Origin of the sequence: Paraburkholderia bryophila (assembly GCF_003269035.1) — a bacterium.
Lineage (GTDB): Bacteria > Pseudomonadota > Gammaproteobacteria > Burkholderiales > Burkholderiaceae > Paraburkholderia > Paraburkholderia bryophila.
Genome location: NZ_QLTK01000008.1, coordinates 188,689 through 210,102, shown reverse-complemented (window position 1 = coordinate 210,102; position 21,414 = coordinate 188,689). Strand labels below are relative to the sequence as shown.

The window sequence follows — 21,414 nt, the reverse complement described above, 5'->3', positions numbered from 1 at the left end:
CACCGACGCGTTGATAACTCCAACCCCAAGGAAGCTATTGCCCATGACGTACTTCAACGATGCCCCTATCGAATACGACTTCGGCGGTTCACGGGCGCGTCTGCTCGTCTCTGGTGAGCAGACGGCCCACGCCTATTGCATGCTTGAGATTTCTTCCCCAGCGGGACGCTCTACTCCCATGCATGAGCATGACTATGAAGACGAAGTGATTATCATGCTCGATGGCGAGCTTGAAGTTATGGTCGACGACGAACGTCACTTGGTGAAGACCGGCTCGAGTCTCATGCTGCCGCGTGGAAGCCGTCACCAGCTGATCAACAAGACCGGTTCAACATCCCGCTACATGGTGGTCTGCTCTCCGGCCGGTTTCGAGCGCTTCGTCGGCGCCTGCTCGGATGCACTGAGCAGTGGCATGGCGCCCAGAGTGCCGGACGACGCAATGAAGGCAAGGATGCGCAAGGCAGCGGCACAATTCGGTATCACCCTCTATCCTCCGGCGGCGAGCCAGCAACCTTCGCAAGCTCACGCTGCGGTCCAACGAAGTTAAACGTCGGGCGAACGCTACGGCGGGCCGCGTTTGGTCTGGTAATCGGCGTTGCATCGCATCGCCCATTCTGCGAGTCGATACGCCTCGATTATCTATATCCGTGCGCAAACAATCCGTTGCACGCCCTGTCGTTGACGAACCTCATTGAATGATCTCGGCACGTCGCTGAGCCCAGCAAACAACCTGGATCATAACCCAATTTTTGAGACTCTCTAATTCACCATGTCTGAACTGAAACAGCTTCCGCTGCGCCTTCATCATCACGCTTACACGACGGACGATCACGAGATCAACCGGAGATTCTACGAAGACGTCTTGGGACTTCCGCTAAAGGCAATGTGGATCGAGCACGAGGTTATCGACGGCGAAGATGTCGACCTGGGGCACGCATTTTACGGACTGGGAGACGGGAGCTCTCTGGCTTTCTTTAACTTTTCCGACCCGGAAAAGCAGCGCCAATGGAAAGCCAAAGAGCAGTCGCTATTCATTCATATCTCTCTTCTTGTCGAGGCTTCGACGCAGAACGAGATAGAGCAGCGTCTGATTGCAGCCGACCTCAAGCCCTTCAAGATGAATCATGGCTTCTGCCAGTCGCTGTACATTCGCGATCCGAACGGGTTGATGCTCGAATTTACCGTAGATCACGAAAATGCGGACACGATGTACGCTCAACGTGCCGCCTCTGCCAGTCACGATCTCGATCGATGGATCCGGGGAGATCGTGTTACAAATAACCCATGGCGCGAATCCTAATATCGGCCGCGTATTTTCCGGTCAACAGTCTGATCGGCACTTGATGACCCGCTTGGATTTCAAATGCAGATCATCGTTGGACCTTAACGGAATTAAGGCCAGCTCAGGGTCGAAAGGAACCCCTGTGAGAATCTCACTCAACCTCCATAGCTGTTCTGAACCGCCCCTGGGCGGTTCGAACGCCTGAAACTGCTCATTGCCAAGCTGCGCCGTATGCCGTTCGGTCGCAAGTCGGAGAAGCTTGACGGTCAGATCGAGCCAGTCGAGCTGCGCCTTGAAGAGCTTGAGGCGGACAAAGACGCGGCGCCAGTCGAAATCCCGAAGACGGCGCGCACGGCCGCAGAACAGACACCGCGCTAGCCACTGCCTGAGCATCTGCCCCGCGAGATCCGAACGCACTTGCCAGAATCTGCCGGGAAGTGCACGGAATGCGGTGGCCGGATGAAGCCGCTGGGCGAAGACGTCGCTGAACAACTTGAATACGTACCGGCAAGCTTCCGCGTCATCCGTCATATGCGCCCGAAGTTTGCGTGCGTGTGTTGCGACCACATCTCTCAGGCGCCTGCACCGAGTCGTCCCATCGAACGCGGTCTCGCCGGCCCGGGCCTGCTGGCACACGTGCTGGTCTCGAAGTTTGCAGATCGCGTGCCGCTTTACCGGCATTCGGTCATGTACGCGCGAGAAGGCGTCGAGCTGGATCGCTCGCTGCTTGCGAAGTGGGTCGGTCACGCGCCGACGCTGCTGCAGCCGCTCGTTGAAACACTGCGTCGCCACATGATGTCGGCGACGAAACTGCACGCCGAGGCTTTGTCAAGTTGACGACGTGGGCATGTACCGATGCAGTATGAGTAGGATTCCTGTTGATTAGTGATCGACACCAGACGGCTCAGCGACCGTCCACTGGAACCAGCTGGCCAAACGTGCCCGCAGTTGTGCGCGATGGTTAGCCGCACTCATGCTGTGCCGGGGCAGCGCGAAGTGCTGACGGATCGGGCCGAAGTTCGACAGGAAGCGCTGCGTGCGCCGCGGGTCACGGAAACCCTGCATCTGACGCTCACGCCGACGCGTCGGCTGATGGCTGTTCTCCGCGCGGTTATTGACCCGGGCCGAGGCCTTCACGAAGACGTGCTTCACGCCGGCCAGTTGCGGCACCTCGGATCTTGCCGCCGGATAGCTGCGCAGCTGGTCGGTGACAATCTTCCGGGGCAACTGGGTACGAGCGCAACATCTTTTTGAAGAAGCGCCTTGCGGCAGTCCTGTCACGGCGCTTTTGCAGCAGCACGTCGAGTTCGACGCCGCGCTCATCCACCGCACGCCACAGCACGTACGGCTTACCGCGCAGTTTCACGAACAGCTCATCGAGATGCCACGTCGTTCCCGGCCGCGGCCGGGCCGCTTTCACCTGGTAGGCAAACATCGCGCCGAATCGGTCACACCAGTTGCGCACCGACTCGTAGCTGACCACGACGCCGCGCTCGAGCAGCAATTCCTCTATGTCACGCAGGCTCAGGTTGAAACGGTGGTACCAGCGCACCGCGCAACTGATAACTGCGGCCGGACAACGGAAGCCGTGATACGGCGAGCGATTTTTCTTCATCCCCCCATTCTACCCAGCGCGGTCTTCAAGTTGACATTGCCCTCGTTCAGGGTCACCAGCCCAACGGAATATGTGTAGCCGCCAACGACATCGACTCAACTTCGTTTCCCTGGAATTTCTGAATTTTTTTAGGAGATTTTTTTGGAGCCTCTCTCCTCATTTTCGGGATCGGTTGCGTGCCTCATCCTCCCAAAGTCAATTGTCCAAAGGAGATTGCCTTGAGCCAAGAGAGTATGAAAATGCCCGCGGAAGGATTCGTTCGGGTTAACCAAATCGTCAAACCGCACGGTCCACTACCGCTGTCGCGTGCCCATTGGCTCCAGGGAGTGAAAGACGGTCGCTATCCGAAGCCTGTCAAGCTGTCCGCCCGCATCACCGCCTGGCGAGTTGAGGACATTCGTGCGCTGATCCAAAGTCTCTCGGAGTAGGTAAACGTGGCTACAAGTAAAGATTTGGTGCCGTTGCCTGCGCCGCTGGCGGGCACGTTGCAAGCGGACGGACCACTCACGCCTCGAGAATGCGACGTCGCCACCCTTCCCTTCATGCCGCTTCTTATTTATGAACTAGAGAAGTCTGACGCCTGGCGTTTCGGCAATAGCGATGAGAGAGCGGCGTCGCTCTCCCTCCAAATCGCCAGCTGGAAGGAAGTGCCTGCGGCAAGCCTTCCGAACGATGATAGGGCGCTTTCGATTCTGTCTCGCTCCGAATGCTGGGCAACCACAAAGAGTATCGTCCTGCGCGACTGGAAACTTGCAACCGACGGCCGCCTGTATCACAAGTCAGTTGCACAGTGCGCCTTGGAATCGTGGATCAAGACCTTGCTCCAGCGCATTTCTGGCATGAAAGGAAATGCGATCCGGTGGAAGCTCGAAATAGACTTGAAGCATCTTAAGGCTCAAGTCGCCCAAGCTGCAGAGTACCTTTGGCGACTCAATCCACAATCACGCATTTTTCGCGACCAGAAAACACTCAACAAAATCATTTCTGAATCAGATGGTGAATCGGGTGGCGATCGGCACAAACACCGACAATCACAGTCACAGTCACAGTCACATCGCCACCATGACGTCGACGAGCGATCGAACCACATTGATCCCGCCACGCCGCGACTCGACGCAAAAGAGATCTCCGAGAATCTTTGTGCATGGGAAGCCGCTCGTACGAAAACACTGAGGAACCATGGCCCCGAAAATGACAAAATCATCCACTTGGCACGGTTAGATCTGACCATCACCGAACTGCGCATTGCATATGACCAAGCAGTCAGCAAACGCGCAGACGACAACGAGGCTGCCTCAATCAATGCGGGGCTCATCCTTGTCTTTGTAGAAAAAAATCGTCAACCCAAACGACCAAAACGCAAAGCTTCGTGGGAACTACGGGCAATGGACCTTAATCAACTTGTCACATATGCTCGAAATGTCGGCGTGGGCGATGCTTATCCGGGCGAAGGTGCTGACTCGTACATTGCCCGCATCCTCGCCTACCAAGCTTAAAGCATGTGCGATTTATCGACGAACTCGCACCGTGGGATCGTCGCCGATCAGCGCCACATCTCGGTTTGACGCTTACGACTCGCCAGTCGAGACGTCGTTTGTACGGCCCTGCGTCTTCAGATGTTGCCTCCATCCAGAACTTGGGCCTTTGGCGTTCTCGATTCGCCGACATAGGGCGTCGCGCGTGCCGTCGGCGTTCCACTGTCTCTTGTATGAAATTCCCCACAAAATTCACTATTTGAGGATGCGAGACTCGCCCATTCTCGCGTAAACATTCACGCATTTCTCGATATGAGAACAAAAAACGGAACCTCTATTAATCACGTCGCCTTCGGCGACTCATTTTTACGACCGCAAACCCTCGTAACGCATATGGTGTCTCTTTATGTTGTCCCCGTTGACGTTTGCTTGACCGATGCCCCGCTCGGCCTATGTGCACTGCGCACTGTACATATCGCATTGCGCATATCTCATTGCACATTAGTCCAACGAAGCTGGGATTCGCAAGGTGTCGTATATCACCCATAACACGTATCGATAATTGTAAAAATTAATTTTAATCTCTATTAATCAGTTATCCGAATTTATAATCATGCTTCATCCCGATAAGATCCGTTTTATGCAGCGCCTCCAGCAGGCCGCCGTCCATCAGCACGTCTTCTACGTTGCGGGGCGAACCAATCTCGCAGGCTTCGACAGGCTGACGAAAAAGTTCGCCGATGCCTATGACACGGAACTCAGTCGTCAGACAAAGCACAAACGCCGACTGGCCGGTGAGGCCAGTAGCTGTCTTCATGGCCTACGACTGACTGCCCGAGGCGAGAATGATCAGCTGTCGGTCGACTGGGTGTTGCTCGTCAGCGCGGGGCTTGGTCTCGTAACCCACCGCGAGCAGCTCCAGGATCTGCGCGATCCTCGCTCACGGCTGAAGTCGCCAGATCAACGACACGAACTGGTCCACGACGGCAAGACCTGGTCCTGGCGACTAACGCATCGCTGCTACAACCATTATGCCGATCGAATTCACCGGATCGCTTCATTGCCTCCGGATCGGCGCCGGCAGATAGAAATCAACGGCGTCTGGCGAGACGCCGATGCTGAAATCCTCCTCGACCGGCTCTACGCTGAGCCGGGTTTTCGCCTTGTGCGACGGCAGGTCGGCAAGCTCGTCGCCGAACTTAGGCGCGACTGGAAACGGCTGCGGCCAGCTAGTGGACCGCAGCCGTCGGAGCGCTCTTTTCTCGCCTATGTCCGGTTTCTGCCGAACCAACCGGTCGTCAACGGCCTCACGCAAGCCGAGCGACGGGAGGCTTTCCAGATTGCCTTTCCCGATCAGGCCGGAACAGACGCCGTCCCCGGCCACCGTTGAGAGAACATTTATACGCGGGCGTTCGACATTTCCATGGACCACAACAACCCGATCGAGTCATCCAATGTCAACACATGATCCCTTCTCTGCCTTTCTCAATAAGGTCCTGCACGGCAACCCCAACCAGGATCTGATCGATGCAGGACTGCCAGCCCTGCGCCGGCTCTATGCCATCGCGCACGAAGACGGCGGTTCGAGTTACGTCGCGGCCGAATTCTTGTTGGGGCTCTATGACCAGAAACGTTTCCCGTTCCCGCTCGCAGACCTACGCATGCTGGACGAGGAATGCTTCGACGATGTCATGCGCGTCCTGCAAATGGATACGCGGGCCTGCTCGCATAACGTCGCTCACTACTTTGCCCACGGCGTAAAACGCTTTGAGCAACTGGCAATCGACTGGGGCTTCATTGATTCAACGGACTAACTGAAGCGGTTCTCCCCGTGGCAATGCCACGGGGAGAAAATCGAGGCACTGGATCTTGCTGGCAAACATTTGATAGTTTTCAAGCGGGGCCGTGTTGCTCAACGTAAGCGTTGGGGCTTTCCATGTCCTACGCCGACGTAGCGAGTCAGGCGTGCTACCGTCTGTACCGATACGCGTTATTGCGCAACAGGCGTTCCCGCACCCAGCCGCTTCAGGCCATCTGCAAAACCGTCGAGATAGTCGGGACTGAACTCCAGCATCAAACCTTTGCGAACCGTATGCGCGACCGTCACCGGGTTGTACCCGTCGCTCGTGGACTCGTACTTCGTCAATGCACGACCAGCAAAAATCCGGATAGCACGGTTCTGGCGCCGCGCGTCCTCGATCACCTTTGCTGGCAGGTCGATCATCTGGGTCCACGACGCCCCGCTGCCGACATTGTTGAAGCATTCCAGATTCTTGATCGTCTCGCCATTGCTGTCGGCCACATGACCCAGCGCTGCGTACGTACCGTCGTCCTTGACGAGCCAGAACTCGATCCCGTTTCCCGTGTGGAACCCGTGATAGCCACGCACGACCTCGGCATCACGGGGACAACGATCTTGCAGATCGCCCGGGACGTGCGTCATCCAGGCATCCTGAAAGCCGCCGTTTGCGATCACCCCGGCGACAATCCGGTACGCCTGGGCGTGGCCAGCGGTGTTGTAGTTCGTGGAGGCCAGTTGCAGATTCAGATCCAGCCAGCCATGGAAATCCGGGTCGTTGATGAATTGCTGCCTGTACAGACGCGGTGCGACGTATGTCCTGACCATGTTGCAGCCGTTACAACCGGCATAACCCACCTTGACCGCAACCTTCGCCGCGACCTGATCCCGAGTGAGGGGGGCCGTATTGACGGCACAGCCGCAGATCGAAGTGATCAGCGTGCAGATCAGAAACATTTTTTTCATTATCGATAGCGTCCTGCCGAATGATTGGATGTCCGGCTGTCCTCCCGGACAGCCGGAGGCCTTACTGGGCGACGCCGCCACGTACCACGTTGCTGCTTTCGGCGAACGTGTATTTCTTCACGATACCCTTCTCGTCGAACAGCACCGTCAGCGTCTTCTTCTCGACGTTCGCGCCATGCGCCAGAAGGTTCAGGACAGGCACATAGTTGATGGCCTGAGGCGTCGCATGGTCGAATTCGTAGTTACAGATTTCCAGGCCGGCATCGGTAAACGACACCTTGGTCGCCGAACCAAATGCCGCCTGCACGTCGGCCTTGGTCGTTTTGCCTTCGACGATCGAGTTGCCGACCGTCGTCTGGCTCTGATCCTTCAGCGCCACATTGCCCGCGCTCACGGCGCAACCAGCCAGCACAGCCGAAGCCGTGATCGACACGACAACCAGAATCTTCCTCATGGTGAATCCCCGAATTGGAAAAGTGACGCGCGGCGGCGGACAGCATCCCGTCCGCGGCGCAGGATCAAAACAGATCTTCAGGTAGAAACCTGACGCAGCGATTCAGGTCAAGCGCGTGAGCAACACGTCACGGCGAGGCATTTCGATTCTGGTTTTTCAATTTCTCATGCCTCAAGGTCCAGTTCTTGTTTTCGCGATTCGCGTTTCCACCGGATAGCTACGAAATTCGTAGCTATCCAGGCGAGAGATTGCTACGATAATCGTAGTGTGTCAACTCACATCCGGATAAGGTCGTCCCGGCTGGTCGGTGCCCACAGAAAAGTAGGGCAGCACGGAAATGCAAGGGAGCTGAAATGAAACCGCCGATCCCGTCTTACAGCCGTTTTACCAAGGCACCATTCTGGGTGCGCGCACCGGTCGGCCTGCTCGCGCTGACCGCGGCCATTCAGATCAAAGATCTGCTGGACATTGTCTGGGCCCATTTCCACATCAACCAGTTTGTCGCCGACATCATCGTGCAGACAGCGTTCGCTCCCGTCATTGTCACGCTGATTGCCCCCATGCTGTCTTTCCTCGCCCCCCTGTTTCGTGGAGCACGGTCGGGCGGAACACGGCGATTTGACTACGGCGATCCATTCGATCGTGGCCTTCATGACGACGACTCATGGAATTTGTTAGGGCGTCCTCGTCTGGAAGACGACTGGTATACCGATCCCAGCTATTCATGGTCTTCGGCAAACATTTTTCACGACAATTCACGTTAGTCGTAGAATCATATGGATTGACTGTCACCGGCAGGTTCCGCACGTACCGAAGGAGCATCCCAATGAATGCTGTCATGCGCGAATTCATGAAGGCGGCCAGAGAGGCCCCAAGGCTATTCTTCCTGCCAGTCACAGGAGCAATTGAAGCTGTTCGTCGGGAGATGGGACACAGTCGATGTGATCGGAACCCGAACGAGCCGGTTAATGCTCGCTCCCATAACGGCGCCCAGGATCAACGCTGATCGGGAACCCCTGGGCTAGGACGGGCCCTATACCGATTTCTCCGGTCTGATGTGTAGGAGCATCGCCCTCCCGGTAGACATCGTCACGTACTACGATCTTCGTAGTATCCGGAATTTCGATTAACTACGATATTCGTAACTCTGAAATTACAGAGTTACGCAATGTCGGCAACAGACAATACCGTCTTTGGAGGTCGGCTTAAGGAAGCCCGCCTTCGTGCCGGCTTGTCGCAGAAATCGCTGGGCATTGCGGCCGGCCTCGACCCTTTCGTCGCCAGCACCCGCATCAACCGCTACGAACTGGGCATCCACAAGGTGGACTACCCGTTTGCCTGCCGGTTGGCTGCCGAGCTCTCGGTCCCGACCGCATATTTCTTTGCCGAAGACGACGACCTTGCCGAATTGATCCTGCTTTATGGGCAGGCGTCAAAGCGAGCGCGGACGCGATTGCTGGCAGCAGCACGCGAGATCTAGGTATCCGGAACGTAGCTCCTGCCGGGCAGCCGATGGCCCACGGACGGCACCGATTGCACAAAAGGAAACTGCCGGGTCGAACTACCCCGGCAGCGGTTGCGCCACATCATGTGACGACTTTGGCCCTACGGCCGTTGGTCTGATGTTTTTACTTCGTCGTTTCTCCGTGAAAATGAGCAGGGCTGCCAGGGCCTGCCATGACTCAGAACACACTCGTACACTTCAAAATACCGCTCCGGCCTTTCGCTCCGCGTGGACAACCGTCAGGTCTGCCCTTGCCTTATCGCTACTAAACCAGTCTCCCTCACCTTTACCTTGCCCGGTGCCACCCGGGCTCAATCGGTATGTCGGTGATTCCCACGTTAGCCATGTACGTCGACATGACACGCCGCCGTGCTCCGCTATCAACGATTAGCCCTGAGGGCCTACCCCGCCTTACAGTGGGTTTCAGGGGGTCGAGGTTCCAAGCACCTCCCCTACTTCGTCAACGCTTCATCGCACCCTGACTAACTGATCCACCTCCCGGCGAACCAGCCAACGGCTTGTCACGACTTACCCAGATGCATCCTCTGCGGATGCAACGTACGGCTTGAGCTATCCAGCGATCTCACCGGCTTGCGCCAGTGAGTACCAGGTGATCCAGATTTCTCCTCACACCCCTGCGCCATTCCTGACGCCTCAGCAGCCCACCGCCCGGGACACCGTCCGACCCTCTCGGGCCGCCCGTTGTCGGGATTTCCACCCGTTCGGACATGGCAGGGTCATTCCAGTCGCCTGGAAACCCGTTTCCGTGTCGCCCGACTTCTCACGCCACAAACTGGATTGGGTCGAAGGGGACGTTGCAGCCCCCAGCGCCCTGCGTAGCATGGCGAGCCTAACTATAGGCACCACGCTTCAGCGGTCAATTCCAGTCGATTGGCGATCGATTGGAACTGAAGTGCACGAACGTGTCTGGGGTTGGCAGCCCCGGCACATTCAAGAGAGTGTGTGGACTGCCGACCCTTTCACAGATCGCATAACCATCCTATCAGTAATCCTGAAAATCACTATACGCGCGCCTGTTATAGGGATATTCGTCGACCGGGAAGGTAACAAGTATGCGTATTCAGCCGATTCTTTTTTATCACCTCGCGTTCGACATCACCTGCTGTCCGGCCAAACACCAATCCCATCGTGGCCCGGCGTAACAGGAGAATGAAAAATGGAAAACATCCCCGGATCGGCAAAGCACGTCGCCTGCGATTTCTTTCTTGATGTTCAACTGCTTTGCATCGTGCGCGACGAGGCAGTCTTCGATTTTGGTGAAGAAATTCGCGTTTTCAAGTTGGACAACAGCGAAGCGCAGGTTGGCCAATTCGGGCGCCTGGCGTTGTTCCACACGCGGCATGGTGAAAGGTGGCAGTTTCGCCCGTATCGATCGGGCAGCTGGCGCAGGGTGCCCGAGCTGGACACCCCGTCAAGCTGGGTCTGGCGTTGCATAAAAACCGGCGACTTAATCACCACCGCAATCGGTGTCGTGCCGAATCATACGCCAACCGCGCATCTTCCACCGGAAGATGAGAACGACGGGTTCCCGTTTTAACGAAGGACACAGGAGGGCAAATTGCCCTCCTGTTTTGACTTTGCTGCATCCATTAACGTTGCCGATGCGGACCGCCTCATTCCTGCTCGGTGACGCGGTTGTCCGCCGCGATCGCGTCCATGGTCGAGACCAAGCTCGCAAGCAAGTCGCTGTGGTGCCGCTTCAGGTGGCCATGAATGTTCTCGTTGCGGAGGAGTCGAGCCATGAAGCTCTTGGCGACGACCAGGGACAGCATAGTCTCGCCGATCTCGTCCTCCACGGCTTGGCAGTCTTGCCGCAACCGCTCCATTTCTGCTTCCAGCTTGGCCAGGTCCTCGGGCGATATTTCGTCTCTCTTTTTGGACTTGGGGCCGTCGACGAGCGCCTCGGAGCGCGTGGCGACCAAGATCATTTCGGCGTATGTCGCGGTAAACTTGTTCGCCGCGATCATCATCTCGGCCGCCTCAATTTGCCGATATGGCTTCATCTTCTTCAGAACGGAAAACACTTTGGGAGCTGCCTGCCGATTCTTGAGAAGTGAGGCCGCTTCCGGCGCGACCCCGTCGAGCAGGGCTGCCCGCTCCCGAATGCTGCGGACGTCCATACGGAGAACTTCGGCGATTCGCTTCTCAGAGGCGCCCTTGGCGAGCGCCGCCCGTATCATCCTGTGCTCCTGCACGGCCGACAAGCGCGTGACGTGGCGGTTGAACGTGAAGCACTCGTCGTCGGTGGAGACCATGCACGGCGCGGTATCCCGACGCAGTTCTTTGAGCGCCTCAAGTCGCAACCGGCCGTCAAGCAGCTCGAAGTCGCCGAACTGGCGAGGCGAGCGAAACACCGCGAGCGGCTCGATGACGCCAAGCTCCTCGATGGAGCCAAGGATAGTCTTATATTTCGCCGTTTCAAGCACGCCCTTTCCTAGCGGCGCATCGGAGACGATCCGCCCCAAAGGAACCTCAATAACTTTCGTTTCGAAACCGTGTCTGACATTGCTCATGGCATAAGCTCCGGCGGAATGCGGGAGGCAACCGCCTCGGGGATATCCTTGACGCCTTCTGCCCGCAAAAGCGTTCTGAAATGCTCGTCGGCGAGAAAGCGACGAAGGACTGAAGTAATAAGCAGAAGGCGCTGCTCTTGGAGGTTGGCGTTCTGCACAATCATTTTTTGGCGACGAACCTCGTTCCTGTAGGTTCGCAGCAACTTCTGCGGCGTGGGCTTCTCGCGCTGAACTGGACGACCTCCCATCTTTTTGCCCGCCGCCTCGCGCTTGCTCAGGATTCGGCGCACGCGCAACAATTGGTCACCCGTGAGTGTCTTAGACTCGTAGGCGGCGACCATCGCCGCCTGGACCTCTTCCGTCGGCGAGCGAGCTACCTCAACGGCAAGCCAGAGGGGCATGACGCGCTTTTCGACAGCCTGCATGAGTCGCTGCTCGCCTTTTTCCAACAATTGCAGGATGCCGTTGACGTAAGCGTCGTCGAGGTTCGTTTTGCGGGAAATCTCGGCCGTCGAGTAGCCTTTGGCGCGAAGGACTTGCAAGCCGCCCAACAGTTCGGCGGTGGAATGACGTCGCCGCGCGATGTTCTCCGTGAGCGTGATGAGGTAGCGGTCGATTTCGCTGGCCTCCACGATCGAGCAGGGAATCATGCTCTCGCCAAGCGCTTTGAGCGCTTCGAGGCGGCCCTGCCCGCACAGCACTTCGTACCACTCGCCATCGGCGTCGCGGCCGCCATGGGCCACCGTTATAGGCCGCTTGAGGCCAACCGACGCAATGTTCTCGACAAGCTGGGAGAAAAAATACGGATTGCGCGTCCGTGGATTCAGCACTCTGAGCTGCGCGACCGGAATTTGCGCGATCTCGTCGCTGCGCGAAAGCGCAGACACAATTCTGTCGACGCGGTCATTCATAGCTGACTCCTTTCAGCGGAACCCGGCGAGCTAGGTGGCAGAGCATTTCCAGGTCGTCGTAGCGATAGCCCTCAAAGCCGAAATCGTTGTGGTCACCCAGGCGGACGACGTCCGTCGAAACATCGATGGCCGGCAAAAGGAAGTAGTCGCGGATCGATTGCGCGTCTAGCTCCATGCGAACGGCGACGGTAATGTCCGGGCGCAACGCGGTGTCGAAGCGGATGATCCAGCGGTTCGAGCCCGCATTGGTCGGCCGGCAGCGCGACAAGGCCAGCGACACCCTGAACTCTTCATTGACCCACAGCAAACCGGACGCGATGTCCTTCTCGACGCGCGCGCCCGCGTCAAGCATTGCCCGCTCAGCGGCCGATACGACCTCGGGATGCTGCTCCCGCAGGCGGCGGTTAAGCTCGACGTACCTGTAATCGCGCGCGGGCGCGTAGCCGATCAGGTCGTAGGTGCGAAGCAAGCTGCCGAAGCGGCTCGCGTAGGCGCTGCTGGACGGGCAGCCGGGCGACTCGTCGATGATGATGCCGGAGAGGTAGCCGTTTCGAAGCAGCAGCTTTCGCAGAGCTTCCAGCATATCCGCGTCGGTGAGCCGGTAGGAGCGCGCGAGGATGATTTGGCGGGCGGCCTCGAAGATGATCCGATCGACGATCGGCTCGAATGCGTCGTCCGCGCGAACCCATGACGCCGGCGGATTACGGACGCGCTCTTGTTTGAGCTTAAACGACACCCGATTCCAGACGTTATCGCCGACGTACTTGTCGTTTGTGAGGATCTGGTGGACCGTTCCCCGAGTCCACGCGACGCCGCGATCGGTGCGCACGCCAGCTTCGTTCAGCGCAGCGGCGATCTCGGCCTCGGAGCGCCCCTCCTCGACGAACCATCGGTAGATGTCGCGTACAGCAGCTACCTCGTCGGACGGCCCCGGGACAAGAATGACGCGATCGGTTTGGATCGCCTTGTGCTCGCCACGTCTGAGCTCGTGCCTCTGCCCGTTCGGCTCGACCCGTACGCGGCGGAGGCCGAAGCCCGCCGGGCCACCCTGCCGAAAACCGTTCCGGATGTGGCGGCATTGGCCGGCGTGCACTTTCACGCTGAGCTCGCGGCTATATTCGCCAGCCATTGTTCGCTTAACGCTCTTGATGATGCTTGACACGGGGCTTCCGTCGTTCTCGAACTGCTCGGCGCAGTACAGCACTCTCACACCCGCGTGCTTGCAACGGATTTCATAGCTTGCGCTTTCGTCTGGGTCTTGAAAACGACCCCATCGGCTAACGTCATAGACCAAAATTACGGAAAAGTCGGCCCCGCCTGACTCCACATCTCTTAGCAAGGCCTTCAAAGAGTCGCGCCCGTCGAGCCGCAGCCCACTTTTCCCTTCATCCGCGTAGACACGCACTACGTCCAGATCGCGACTTTCCGCGAACGCCAAGATGACGTCCTTTTGGTTTTCGGTCGAGTATTGTTGGTGCTCCGTCGACATTCGAACGTAAGCCGCCGCGCGGCCTCGGCCAGCCGCGCCTTGCGGATGTTTGTTGCGAGTTGTCCGTTCCACCCTGCCTCCCTTCGAGCCGCGAGGGGGCAGCCGCGTGTCGCCGCAGGCCTCCGCGCGGAGGCGACACGCGAGCCCGCTCTTTCGCTTGCGTTCAGGGAATATAGTTTTGGAGGCGCGAAAAATGTTGCCGACAACACGCAAGAATTTGCGCGAAGAAAGGGAAAAAATCGGCGCGGAATATCCCATGGCGATCGCCATGGCGCTCAAAGAAGAAATGGGCGGATCGAGAAACTCGATCAAGAAGCTCGCTCGATGGACGGGCGCGAGCGAGAGGACGGTACAAAACTGGCTAGGGGGCGTGCGCGGCCCAAGCGGCCCGCACCTAGTGGCGTTGGCGCGGCATTCGCCGGCCGTCCACTTTGCCTATCTATCAATGACTGGACGGATCGACGGCTCGGCATCGGACATCAACGCGGGCGTGGCCTTGCTAAGAGAGGCGTTAAACCTCCTAACCGCGCGTCGTCTTTCGTGAACGTGATTGCATTTGTTCCGACCGCTGTTGTTTTCGCGAACCCGTCTTCATCTCCCCGCCTCGTCATCATGGCCGCCATCCTCTAACGCGAAGGGCCGTTTGCACGTAAGCCGGGTTGGGGTGATAGCGCACGTTGGCGGGAAGGACGAGCGTTGGCGCAAGGGCATCTCGAAAACCCCTGATGCCTCCATCCAACTCGGCTTCTGCCAACTCTCCCACGCGCGACTCGCTGACACGGATTCTGTATCGGCGGTCAAAAGCGACCAGATTGGAGTCGTAGGCGAAATGATGAAGCTTGCAAAGAGCCACGCCGTTTGTAACTTCATCGGTGCTGCCAGACGCCGACACCGGCACGATATGAGCCGCATCTAGCAGGCCGAGCTGGACACGGCAAAACGCGCACCGATGGCCATAAGCCTCGAGGACCTTGCGGCTAAAATTCGCCGCGCGATATCTCCTAGCGATCCTTCGAATCACCATTTGCCTCGGACGGTTGGCCACAGCAGCGATTTGCTCATCATCCAGCGAGTCCAGGTCATTTAAGAGGCTCATGTCGCGATGCGCGCGCCCCGTTTGATGCAAGCTGCTGGTCGACTGCGCGTAGTCGACCAGCAGGAAGGGACGAAAGGCCACAACGATTTCATTTTCCTTAGCCTGGGTCGCAAACGCACCACCTGCGGCCGCTTCCAAGGTTCGCTCCCGAATCTGCGCGGATGGCGAAGCCGAACTCTGCCCATCGTGGGCCGAGATGTCCCAGGCGGCGAACACTTCTAGTTCGTCATGCCATCCGAGAAGCAGTGTTGGCGTCCCCTCGTGCCCGTGGGGCACGCTCGTGAACTGAATCCGAAACTCGTCATCCGCACGATTTGCCCCGCCGTGCGTGCAATTCCAGATATAGACTCGGAAGTCGAAGCTTCTGCTGTCCGCGCGGGCTGCCCTGATCAGGAATGGATGCGTGCCCGACCTGATTGAGCGTGCACAGCATCGCCCATGCGGGACCGGGGGCGAACTCGTGTTCTGCCTTGGAAGGGTTCGGCTTTGGCAGGATGCGATAGTTTTCGCTTGTCGCGTCTTCGACCTTCACTCGATACGGCAGGGAGGTCGATTGTCCGCTCAGAACGGAAAACAACGGCCCGATCACTTTGTCGATCGGACAGCGATTGAGCTCGTCGATGATGATCGGCTTGTGGAAATCCCGCAGCATGGCGCCCGGCACAAATCCCATCTTGCCCGGGCCAAGCGGCTGATACCCTCCGACGAGGTCTTGCGAACTCCATGACGACGACGCCGTCAACAGCGTGTAAGGCGCCTCGCCCTCCGACAAATCATCGCCCGCGATCTGCTCCGCCACATATTCTGCAAGCGTGGTCTTGCCAGTCCCAGGCGGCCCATGAAAGACGAAATGGCGCTTACCAGCGGCCAAGGCGGCGTTGATCAGCTTATAAACGACCGGCGGAACGCCGAAGAGGTCAGGGGCCGGCAACACCTCCAAATTCTGTGCTGGCTCGATTTCGGCGTCTGCCTCGGCCTCGAAGACAGACCCTAGATCGTATTGCAGCCGCTCCATGTCCTCCTGGCTGTCCGCCGAATAAACGCCGAAGTTCGCGTTTCCGTCGCTCAGCCAGGCCGCCAGCGTGGCCGTCGCGTCTTCGTAGCTGAAGAGTTCGCCCGAAGCAAGCTGAATTGGCTCGGGCTCGGCCATTGTCTTGATCAGACTGATGTGCGCGATGGGATAGGCCGTCTTCGGCGTCTCGCGGCCCTTGTAGGACAAGGTGCTGTCCTGGACGTTGAAATCGGTCAGGACATCGCCCGACGTGCCGACCGGCAACGCCCTGGCAAATGCGAACTGCACAATCCACTCCCATTCGTCCGGAAACTTATAGCTGGCCGGTCCCAGCTTGACCGCCGGCATCAGCCGGAACGCCGCGAGCGCGCACTTGCCTGAGCCGTTATTAATGTAGCCGGGGGTCATCGCAGCGGGAGGCGTCATGCCCGACGAATCTTGCGCAAGCCGGGCGACAGGAACCTCGCGTGTCGCGTCAATGTGGACGATCCATCGTGGCGGCTTGCTACTCACGCCGCTCGGCTTCGCCCAATAGCCGGTCTCTTCCAGGACTTCCTCTTTGAGAGACAAATCCTTTGTTCCCGACGATCGGCGAGTGTATGCGAAAGGACGAAGCGGAGCAGAGCTGGCTGCCTTTGCGGCGGTCTCGGCCCCCAAGATGTTGCGTGGCAAGGCTGGCAAAACGGATCCTTTCTTCGGAATTTTTTGCCATGTTACGCGGGTCCGCCGCCGGTTACGAGCTCCCACCTGTCTTCCGTCACTTCACTGTCGACGGTTGGGCGACGTCGACCCGCTTACCAAGATCCCATTAAGCTGCGAACATCTGCATGAAGAAACTAAATGATTTCGCCATGTGAGCTATACAGCTGACGACAAAGAAGGAGACGGGTTGTGGAGAATCACAAACTTCTACTGGGGCAGCTACTTGATCATGCGTATAAACTGCACAAGCAACAAGCTAAGGGGGACTGGCAATCTCTGGCGCATCTCCTATCGCTCAAAGAAAACAGCGGTCGGCAACTGAGCGCTGAGATCCTGATGCAATACCGTCAGGGCAAACAGTCAGTGAGTATGCAGCGCGCACTGGAGATCGCCGACGGAATCGTGCGCGCCGGAATCCGCAGCAATAGGATCGATGTCGCAATTCAGAAAATCCGGACATTGCACTGTTGGCAAGAAGATGGCGAAGCCCTGAACGAGCTTATCGTCGCCGACAGAACGTCGATAACGAAACATATCGACAAGCTCACCAAGCTCCTGCATAAGCTTGTGCCCATGCTCGTTGATCCGGCACTTGTTGGCTCAGATCCGCGATACAGCGACCGGCTTATCGAGTTCGTCTCTCAGACAGTCCAGACGATCACCCAAGACACCATCGACAATGCTGACCCAGTCGAGTAGGACGCGTCTGTCGCTGCTCCTTTTCCAAGTACGAAAGGGCCTTGGATGAGCTCGCGAACACGACGGGCAGCACAGAAACACTGTTCCGGAGCGGTCAGAATTTCCGTACAGTTTCCGTACGACTCAAATACAGAAAATAGGGCGCCAAATAAGTTATTGTATTTAAAGGAACTTTTGGTGCGCCCGGCTGGGATCGAACCAGCAACCCCTGCCTTCGGAGTTTTACCAGCGCGCCACACCCCTTTAAAAAACAATGCCTTACGCAACTCGCAAAGTGCAAAACCAAGGCTAAACAAGCTCATTCAAGGCCATCCTAGCCTGTCCAAACTGTACTTTCACTGTACTAGCTCGCAGAATCTGCCCCCGGAGACACTGTCACCTTGTGCGAGAATCGGCAGCGGGCATGGTGATCGCAGACTTAAAAATTCCGGGGGCAGAATGGTGGACACGGTTGCAACTGCATTCGCAAAGCTGGCTGGGGTTGTAAAAGCCGCCCGCCAACAGTTAGATGAAACCAAAGGTACGGAGAGGGCACCCCGTGCCCAGCAAGCATTCGCGCCGGGATACGTGCGAGAGTACTTTGAGTCCGCGCACCGACAGGTCGAAATACTGCGGCAGCAATTGCCTCACCTTTACGGCGATTTCCTGCCGGTCTATTCCGAACCTGCGGTGCCGATGCAAGATGGAAAAAACTTTTACAGCCGCAATCAACTGTCCGGACTGGCCCGCTCGATTGAGCAAATATTTGAGATTCGGGCTCATAGCGAGCTTTCTTCGCCGGCGAGCGACGCCCCAAAGGACCATCGAGTTTTTATTTCCCACGGCAGAGCCAGCGATTGGCGAGAAGTACAGGACTTCATCGAGAGGGATCTACAGCACAGCACCACCGAACTGGCGCAGGAGGCGAATCTTGGCCGCACCATCTTTCAAAAGCTAGTGGAGCACGCCGCGACCTGCGATTTCGCCGTAATTGTCATGACCGGCGACGATCAAGACGCGGAAGGAAATCTCCGCGCGAGGGAAAATGTGATGCACGAAATTGGATATTTTCAAGGATGTTACGGCCCCGCCAACGTGTGCTTACTCCATGAAGAAGGCGTAAACATTCCTTCCAATCTGTACGGTCTCGTATATATCCCCTTTCCCAAGGGAATGGTCTCTGCGACCTTCGGTGTACTCATGCGTGAACTACGCGCCGCATATAGGTGATGGCTTCCGTACGAATGGGTTTCGATGCGTAGCCCTATCAATCCGGTCATGCGAAAGGGGCATTGCAAACGCGGGTCGGGACAACTGATGCCGCGGCGACGCAAAAATAGAATATCTAGTCCGTCCCCCTGCCGCCACTCAGATCGATTGCGAGCCAATGGCCGCCTTGGCGTCGGCTACCCTTTGCATGGCTCCGTCGAAAAGTTGATCTGCATTGACGAATCTAGTTTGCCCACTTCCGAAGATGAGGTCCAGATCCTCCCTTGTCAAAACGAGAACGCCGGTTTCAGCCGCAGCGTTCAAATCTGCTTTGACCTCGTCTTTGGTCATTGCCGTCACGATGACCGGCAAGACGCGCAAGTGTTGAAGGCCCGACGTCGCTAACATCTTGCGTAGCGATGCTTCGCGGGCGCTCAGCTTCGACAATTTACTCTCCGCCCTCAGTAGCCCAAGCGTGCATTCAACCACAACGAAATCGCCTCGCGGGGCGACGGCCAGAATATCGAAAGTGTCGCGCGTTTTAGCGTTCATCCCGAAACTGACCGGAGCGAAACCCAAAGCCCAAAGCATCCAAGCGACGGCCGACTCAAAATCGTCGGCTACCTTGCCTTTCGGTGGAAGCTCGGGCATCAAATAGCCCCGGAGCATGTTGCCGGTTTGGTCAACGCTAGAGAGAACTGCCGCCCGAGCGTTTTGATACGTTTTGGGGTCCGCAAACCAGCGCAAATGATGGGCGTGGCCGGCATACGACGCGATGCACTGAACTACGGCACCAAGTGGTACATCCAGCAACAACTGCCCGACAACGTCGCCTGATCGGTCCTGCCAATTAAGCTTATCGCCTTCGACTGAGCCGCGTTTGACAACGATGCTTTTGTCAATCACGCGATATCCTAGCCTTGCTTGTGATTTGTCAAGGTTGTTTGGCAACCAAAGCCCTAAATCGGCTTTGCCGTCGTTAACGGATGAAAGCAGGTACACCTCGGCAACTGCGGTCGCCACGACCTCTAGTGTGGTGAACGTGTTCGGCGCGGCGCCGAGACCGTATTCGACGCTCAGTTCGCTCAGCGAGTCGAAGGGATGCACTGCGGCCTTAAGCATCCAATCGGTTTCTGGCTGCTGTGTAAGCGTTTGCCACCTCGTCCCGTTCATTGTCAGAACCGCCAGGCGGTTTCCTTGCGTGATTCCTTCGGCATGGATCAAAATCGGCGGCCCAATGCTGACGTTTTGATTGTCTTCAGGGCGCAGGAAAAGGCGACCCCGACCGGGGATATCAAAGCCATCGGGGGATGCAATCTGTTCGAGCGCTTGCGCGACGGCGGTCACTCCGCCTGAGAGCGCTACTTGGCCAGCTTCCAAGTCTCCAGCTTGAAACCACTCCTTTAATGGCTCGCGAGAAACGGACGTCAAGTACACGCGCGCACCTATGATTTCGAGATATGTTCCGCGTCTAACTGCTATGAACGTCAACCGAGCGTTGGTGTAGGCGGAACTCCACGGCTGTATAGCCGCAAAGAACGCTTCAGTCATTCTTTGAAAATGCTGGTCCATAACCCTCCTTGAACGTACTTGAATTCATCAAATGATCTGAAACATATCACGCCGCTGTCCGTTGATTTTTCGATCCAAGCCGAGCGACGATTGCCGCGCTGCGCACTAGGATCGGCTGCACTCTGCAGCGAATCATGGAAATCGTGAGGAGGATACGCTGCATGCATCACATCGCATCACTTAGCCGGTCCTAAAATCGCCTGATCCCCTGTGCGCGCTGGCGCTAGGGAGTTTGGCAGTCTGCTGCATCAAAACTACCCACCCAAGAGGAGGGCAGGCGGGGAGGGGGACTGCGATTCAACCGCCGACACCCGCCCGGCCCACTATCGGTTGACCCCCGCCGGACATTTCAATGCATTCCGCATTGCATTCGCGCAGCTACCCGAAAATCCGATTATCGACATGCCGTTTCGAGCCTGGCGGGCGTCGTTACATCTTGTTACCATACATAATCGTTACAGACTGAATACGGTTAGATTCACTCCTGCTCAGACTGTGCGACCGGAGTGCATCGCGTTGCGCAAGGGGTTGAGCGATTCGATGCGCAAAATTCAACAGTGCCTAGGATCGAAGTAAATGGGGCGGCACGAACGGGGGTTGGCCTGATGCGAGAAAATTTTTATGTCCGCGATGAAAATCGAATGCCCATGCTGTGGCGCAGCCCTTTGCGCGCGCACCACCGACTTTCAATCGGTCACACTGCGCCGAATTTATAGCGTCTGTCGCGAGTGCGGATTCAAGGCGCGCGCGGAACTGGAAATCATTCATTCCCTCTCTCCTTCGTCCCGCCCGCGCGCTGAGGTAATGCTTGAAGTACGGCCCGCACCGATGCTTCGTGGAGCGGTCAACGCCCGCGCGAGTGCGAACGATGTGAGGAGCCGATGAGAATCACAATTGTCTGTCCGCATTGCAGCGCACGCGGTATAGCACGTGCGATGGAAAAAGAATCACCGGTCGCTTGGAAAATCGATTTTCAGTGCGATGACGTGACCTGTGGCCATACATACCGCGCGCGCTTCTTGATTACGCCGGGCCTGTCATCATTACGCGGCGCCTCGGTTGATTTAACCAACTTCCATTAACACCTCACGGCGAAGATTGATCCGCGTATGTGGAA

At 57.4% G+C, this 21,414-nt stretch carries 22 protein-coding genes and 2 pseudogenes; 15 read left to right on the top strand and 9 right to left on the bottom strand.

Annotated elements, in window-relative coordinates; all coding sequences use genetic code 11:
* Positions 1-43 precede the first annotated feature (43 nt).
* The 3 genes and pseudogenes from BX591_RS15645 to BX591_RS15635 all read left to right on the top strand — a co-directional run.
* Positions 44-547 (top strand): cupin domain-containing protein, encoded by a 504-nt coding sequence (locus tag BX591_RS15645; protein ID WP_111932315.1) that lies wholly within the window; start codon positions 44-46, stop codon positions 545-547.
* 222 nt (positions 548-769) lie between these two features.
* On the top strand, positions 770-1,300 hold the full coding sequence (locus tag BX591_RS15640) for a VOC family protein (protein WP_111932314.1): 531 nt from the start codon (positions 770-772) through the stop codon (positions 1,298-1,300).
* A gap of 177 nt (positions 1,301-1,477) precedes the next feature.
* Positions 1,478-2,104, top strand: a pseudogene (locus tag BX591_RS15635) (IS66 family transposase); the annotation flags it as partial.
* Positions 2,105-2,164: 60 nt separating this feature from the next.
* Here the strand turns inward: BX591_RS15635 and BX591_RS15630 are convergent.
* A pseudogene (locus tag BX591_RS15630) lies at positions 2,165-2,897 on the bottom strand (IS6 family transposase).
* 218 nt (positions 2,898-3,115) lie between these two features.
* On the opposite strand from BX591_RS15630, the gene BX591_RS15625 reads away from it, so the two are divergent.
* The 4 genes from BX591_RS15625 (at position 3,116) to BX591_RS15610 (ending at position 6,186) form a co-directional block, all read left to right on the top strand.
* Complete coding sequence (locus BX591_RS15625; protein ID WP_244146983.1) at positions 3,116-3,325, top strand: helix-turn-helix transcriptional regulator; 210 nt, start codon at positions 3,116-3,118, stop codon at positions 3,323-3,325.
* Positions 3,326-3,331: 6 nt separating this feature from the next.
* Positions 3,332-4,393, top strand: a complete 1,062-nt coding sequence (locus BX591_RS15620) for a hypothetical protein (protein WP_146749772.1) — start codon at positions 3,332-3,334, stop codon at positions 4,391-4,393.
* Between the two features lie 592 nt (positions 4,394-4,985).
* The gene (locus BX591_RS15615; protein ID WP_111932312.1) at positions 4,986-5,762 is read left to right on the top strand and encodes a hypothetical protein; all 777 of its coding nucleotides are present in this window, start codon (positions 4,986-4,988) and stop codon (positions 5,760-5,762) included.
* A gap of 64 nt (positions 5,763-5,826) precedes the next feature.
* Entirely contained in the window at positions 5,827-6,186 is a 360-nt protein-coding gene (locus tag BX591_RS15610; RefSeq protein ID WP_111932311.1) for a DUF7673 family protein, read from the top strand.
* A 176-nt stretch (positions 6,187-6,362) separates the two neighbouring features.
* Here the strand turns inward: BX591_RS15610 and BX591_RS15605 are convergent, their stop codons facing one another.
* Positions 6,363-7,136 carry a hypothetical protein gene (locus tag BX591_RS15605; protein ID WP_111932310.1) on the bottom strand — a complete coding sequence of 258 codons (774 nt, stop codon included), beginning with the start codon at positions 7,134-7,136 and terminating at the stop codon, positions 6,363-6,365.
* A 61-nt stretch (positions 7,137-7,197) separates the two neighbouring features.
* Positions 7,198-7,590 (bottom strand): hypothetical protein, encoded by a 393-nt coding sequence (locus BX591_RS15600; protein WP_111932309.1) that lies wholly within the window; start codon positions 7,588-7,590, stop codon positions 7,198-7,200.
* 353 nt (positions 7,591-7,943) lie between these two features.
* On the opposite strand from BX591_RS15600, the gene BX591_RS15595 reads away from it, so the two are divergent.
* The 3 genes from BX591_RS15595 (at position 7,944) to BX591_RS15580 (ending at position 10,652) form a co-directional block, all read left to right on the top strand.
* Positions 7,944-8,354: a hypothetical protein gene (locus BX591_RS15595; RefSeq protein ID WP_111932308.1), complete on the top strand. Its 411-nt coding sequence runs from the start codon at positions 7,944-7,946 to the stop codon at positions 8,352-8,354.
* A gap of 404 nt (positions 8,355-8,758) precedes the next feature.
* Positions 8,759-9,070 (top strand): helix-turn-helix domain-containing protein, encoded by a 312-nt coding sequence (locus tag BX591_RS15585; RefSeq protein WP_111932306.1) that lies wholly within the window; start codon positions 8,759-8,761, stop codon positions 9,068-9,070.
* A gap of 1,201 nt (positions 9,071-10,271) precedes the next feature.
* Entirely contained in the window at positions 10,272-10,652 is a 381-nt protein-coding gene (locus BX591_RS15580) for a hypothetical protein (protein ID WP_111932305.1), read from the top strand.
* A 76-nt stretch (positions 10,653-10,728) separates the two neighbouring features.
* Here the strand turns inward: BX591_RS15580 and BX591_RS15575 are convergent, their stop codons facing one another.
* From BX591_RS15575 to BX591_RS15565, 3 genes are read right to left on the bottom strand one after another with little or no spacing between them, the layout of a single operon-like run.
* Positions 10,729-11,628, bottom strand: coding sequence for a plasmid partitioning protein RepB C-terminal domain-containing protein (locus BX591_RS15575; protein WP_111932304.1), 900 nt, complete (start codon positions 11,626-11,628; stop codon positions 10,729-10,731).
* Positions 11,625-12,539 (bottom strand): ParB/RepB/Spo0J family partition protein, encoded by a 915-nt coding sequence (locus tag BX591_RS15570; protein WP_111932303.1) that lies wholly within the window; start codon positions 12,537-12,539, stop codon positions 11,625-11,627. Before BX591_RS15570 ends, BX591_RS15575 begins: the two co-directional genes overlap by 4 nt.
* Positions 12,532-14,286 carry a recombinase family protein gene (locus tag BX591_RS15565; RefSeq protein WP_111932348.1) on the bottom strand — a complete coding sequence of 585 codons (1,755 nt, stop codon included), beginning with the start codon at positions 14,284-14,286 and terminating at the stop codon, positions 12,532-12,534. The genes BX591_RS15570 and BX591_RS15565 overlap by 8 nt, the downstream gene beginning before the upstream one ends.
* On the opposite strand from BX591_RS15565, the gene BX591_RS15560 reads away from it, so the two are divergent.
* Positions 14,222-14,572 (top strand): helix-turn-helix domain-containing protein, encoded by a 351-nt coding sequence (locus BX591_RS15560; protein WP_111932349.1) that lies wholly within the window; start codon positions 14,222-14,224, stop codon positions 14,570-14,572. The genes BX591_RS15565 and BX591_RS15560 overlap by 65 nt on opposite strands.
* A 66-nt stretch (positions 14,573-14,638) precedes the next feature.
* On the opposite strand, the gene BX591_RS15555 is transcribed toward BX591_RS15560, so the two are convergent.
* Entirely contained in the window at positions 14,639-15,466 is an 828-nt protein-coding gene (locus tag BX591_RS15555; protein ID WP_338068899.1) for an HNH endonuclease, read from the bottom strand.
* On the bottom strand, positions 15,426-16,706 hold the full coding sequence (locus BX591_RS15550) for an AAA family ATPase (protein WP_111932301.1): 1,281 nt from the start codon (positions 16,704-16,706) through the stop codon (positions 15,426-15,428). Before BX591_RS15550 ends, BX591_RS15555 begins: the two co-directional genes overlap by 41 nt.
* 321 nt (positions 16,707-17,027) lie before the next feature.
* On the opposite strand from BX591_RS15550, the gene BX591_RS15545 reads away from it, so the two are divergent.
* The gene (locus BX591_RS15545) at positions 17,028-17,537 is read left to right on the top strand and encodes a hypothetical protein (protein WP_111932300.1); all 510 of its coding nucleotides are present in this window, start codon (positions 17,028-17,030) and stop codon (positions 17,535-17,537) included.
* A gap of 438 nt (positions 17,538-17,975) precedes the next feature.
* Complete coding sequence (locus BX591_RS15535) at positions 17,976-18,746, top strand: TIR domain-containing protein (protein WP_111932347.1); 771 nt, start codon at positions 17,976-17,978, stop codon at positions 18,744-18,746.
* Between the two features lie 138 nt (positions 18,747-18,884).
* Here BX591_RS15535 and BX591_RS15530 read toward each other — a convergent pair whose 3' ends face one another.
* A complete protein-coding gene (locus tag BX591_RS15530; RefSeq protein WP_111932299.1) occupies positions 18,885-20,297 on the bottom strand; it encodes a hypothetical protein in 1,413 nt (470 codons plus the stop codon).
* Between the two features lie 621 nt (positions 20,298-20,918).
* Here BX591_RS15530 and BX591_RS15525 point away from each other — a divergent pair.
* Positions 20,919-21,182, top strand: a complete 264-nt coding sequence (locus BX591_RS15525; RefSeq protein ID WP_167444562.1) for an ogr/Delta-like zinc finger family protein — start codon at positions 20,919-20,921, stop codon at positions 21,180-21,182.
* Positions 21,179-21,379 carry an ogr/Delta-like zinc finger family protein gene (locus BX591_RS15520; protein ID WP_111932298.1) on the top strand — a complete coding sequence of 67 codons (201 nt, stop codon included), beginning with the start codon at positions 21,179-21,181 and terminating at the stop codon, positions 21,377-21,379. The genes BX591_RS15525 and BX591_RS15520 overlap by 4 nt, the downstream gene beginning before the upstream one ends.
* Positions 21,380-21,414 lie beyond the last annotated feature (35 nt).

Coding starts and splice junctions, on each gene's coding strand:
- BX591_RS15645 (WP_111932315.1), top strand. CDS start 44: ATGACGTACTTCAACGATGCCCCTATCGAATACGACTTCGGCGGTTCA.
- BX591_RS15640 (WP_111932314.1), top strand. CDS start 770: ATGTCTGAACTGAAACAGCTTCCGCTGCGCCTTCATCATCACGCTTAC.
- BX591_RS15615 (WP_111932312.1), top strand. CDS start 4,986: ATGCTTCATCCCGATAAGATCCGTTTTATGCAGCGCCTCCAGCAGGCC.
- BX591_RS15610 (WP_111932311.1), top strand. CDS start 5,827: ATGTCAACACATGATCCCTTCTCTGCCTTTCTCAATAAGGTCCTGCAC.
- BX591_RS15605 (WP_111932310.1), bottom strand. CDS start 7,136: ATGAAAAAAATGTTTCTGATCTGCACGCTGATCACTTCGATCTGCGGC.
- BX591_RS15600 (WP_111932309.1), bottom strand. CDS start 7,590: ATGAGGAAGATTCTGGTTGTCGTGTCGATCACGGCTTCGGCTGTGCTG.
- BX591_RS15595 (WP_111932308.1), top strand. CDS start 7,944: ATGAAACCGCCGATCCCGTCTTACAGCCGTTTTACCAAGGCACCATTC.
- BX591_RS15585 (WP_111932306.1), top strand. CDS start 8,759: ATGTCGGCAACAGACAATACCGTCTTTGGAGGTCGGCTTAAGGAAGCC.
- BX591_RS15580 (WP_111932305.1), top strand. CDS start 10,272: ATGGAAAACATCCCCGGATCGGCAAAGCACGTCGCCTGCGATTTCTTT.
- BX591_RS15575 (WP_111932304.1), bottom strand. CDS start 11,628: ATGAGCAATGTCAGACACGGTTTCGAAACGAAAGTTATTGAGGTTCCT.
- BX591_RS15570 (WP_111932303.1), bottom strand. CDS start 12,539: ATGAATGACCGCGTCGACAGAATTGTGTCTGCGCTTTCGCGCAGCGAC.
- BX591_RS15560 (WP_111932349.1), top strand. CDS start 14,222: ATGTTGCCGACAACACGCAAGAATTTGCGCGAAGAAAGGGAAAAAATC.
- BX591_RS15565 (WP_111932348.1), bottom strand. CDS start 14,286: ATGGGATATTCCGCGCCGATTTTTTCCCTTTCTTCGCGCAAATTCTTG.
- BX591_RS15535 (WP_111932347.1), top strand. CDS start 17,976: ATGGTGGACACGGTTGCAACTGCATTCGCAAAGCTGGCTGGGGTTGTA.
- BX591_RS15530 (WP_111932299.1), bottom strand. CDS start 20,297: ATGGACCAGCATTTTCAAAGAATGACTGAAGCGTTCTTTGCGGCTATA.
- BX591_RS15525 (WP_167444562.1), top strand. CDS start 20,919: ATGTCCGCGATGAAAATCGAATGCCCATGCTGTGGCGCAGCCCTTTGC.
- BX591_RS15520 (WP_111932298.1), top strand. CDS start 21,179: ATGAGAATCACAATTGTCTGTCCGCATTGCAGCGCACGCGGTATAGCA.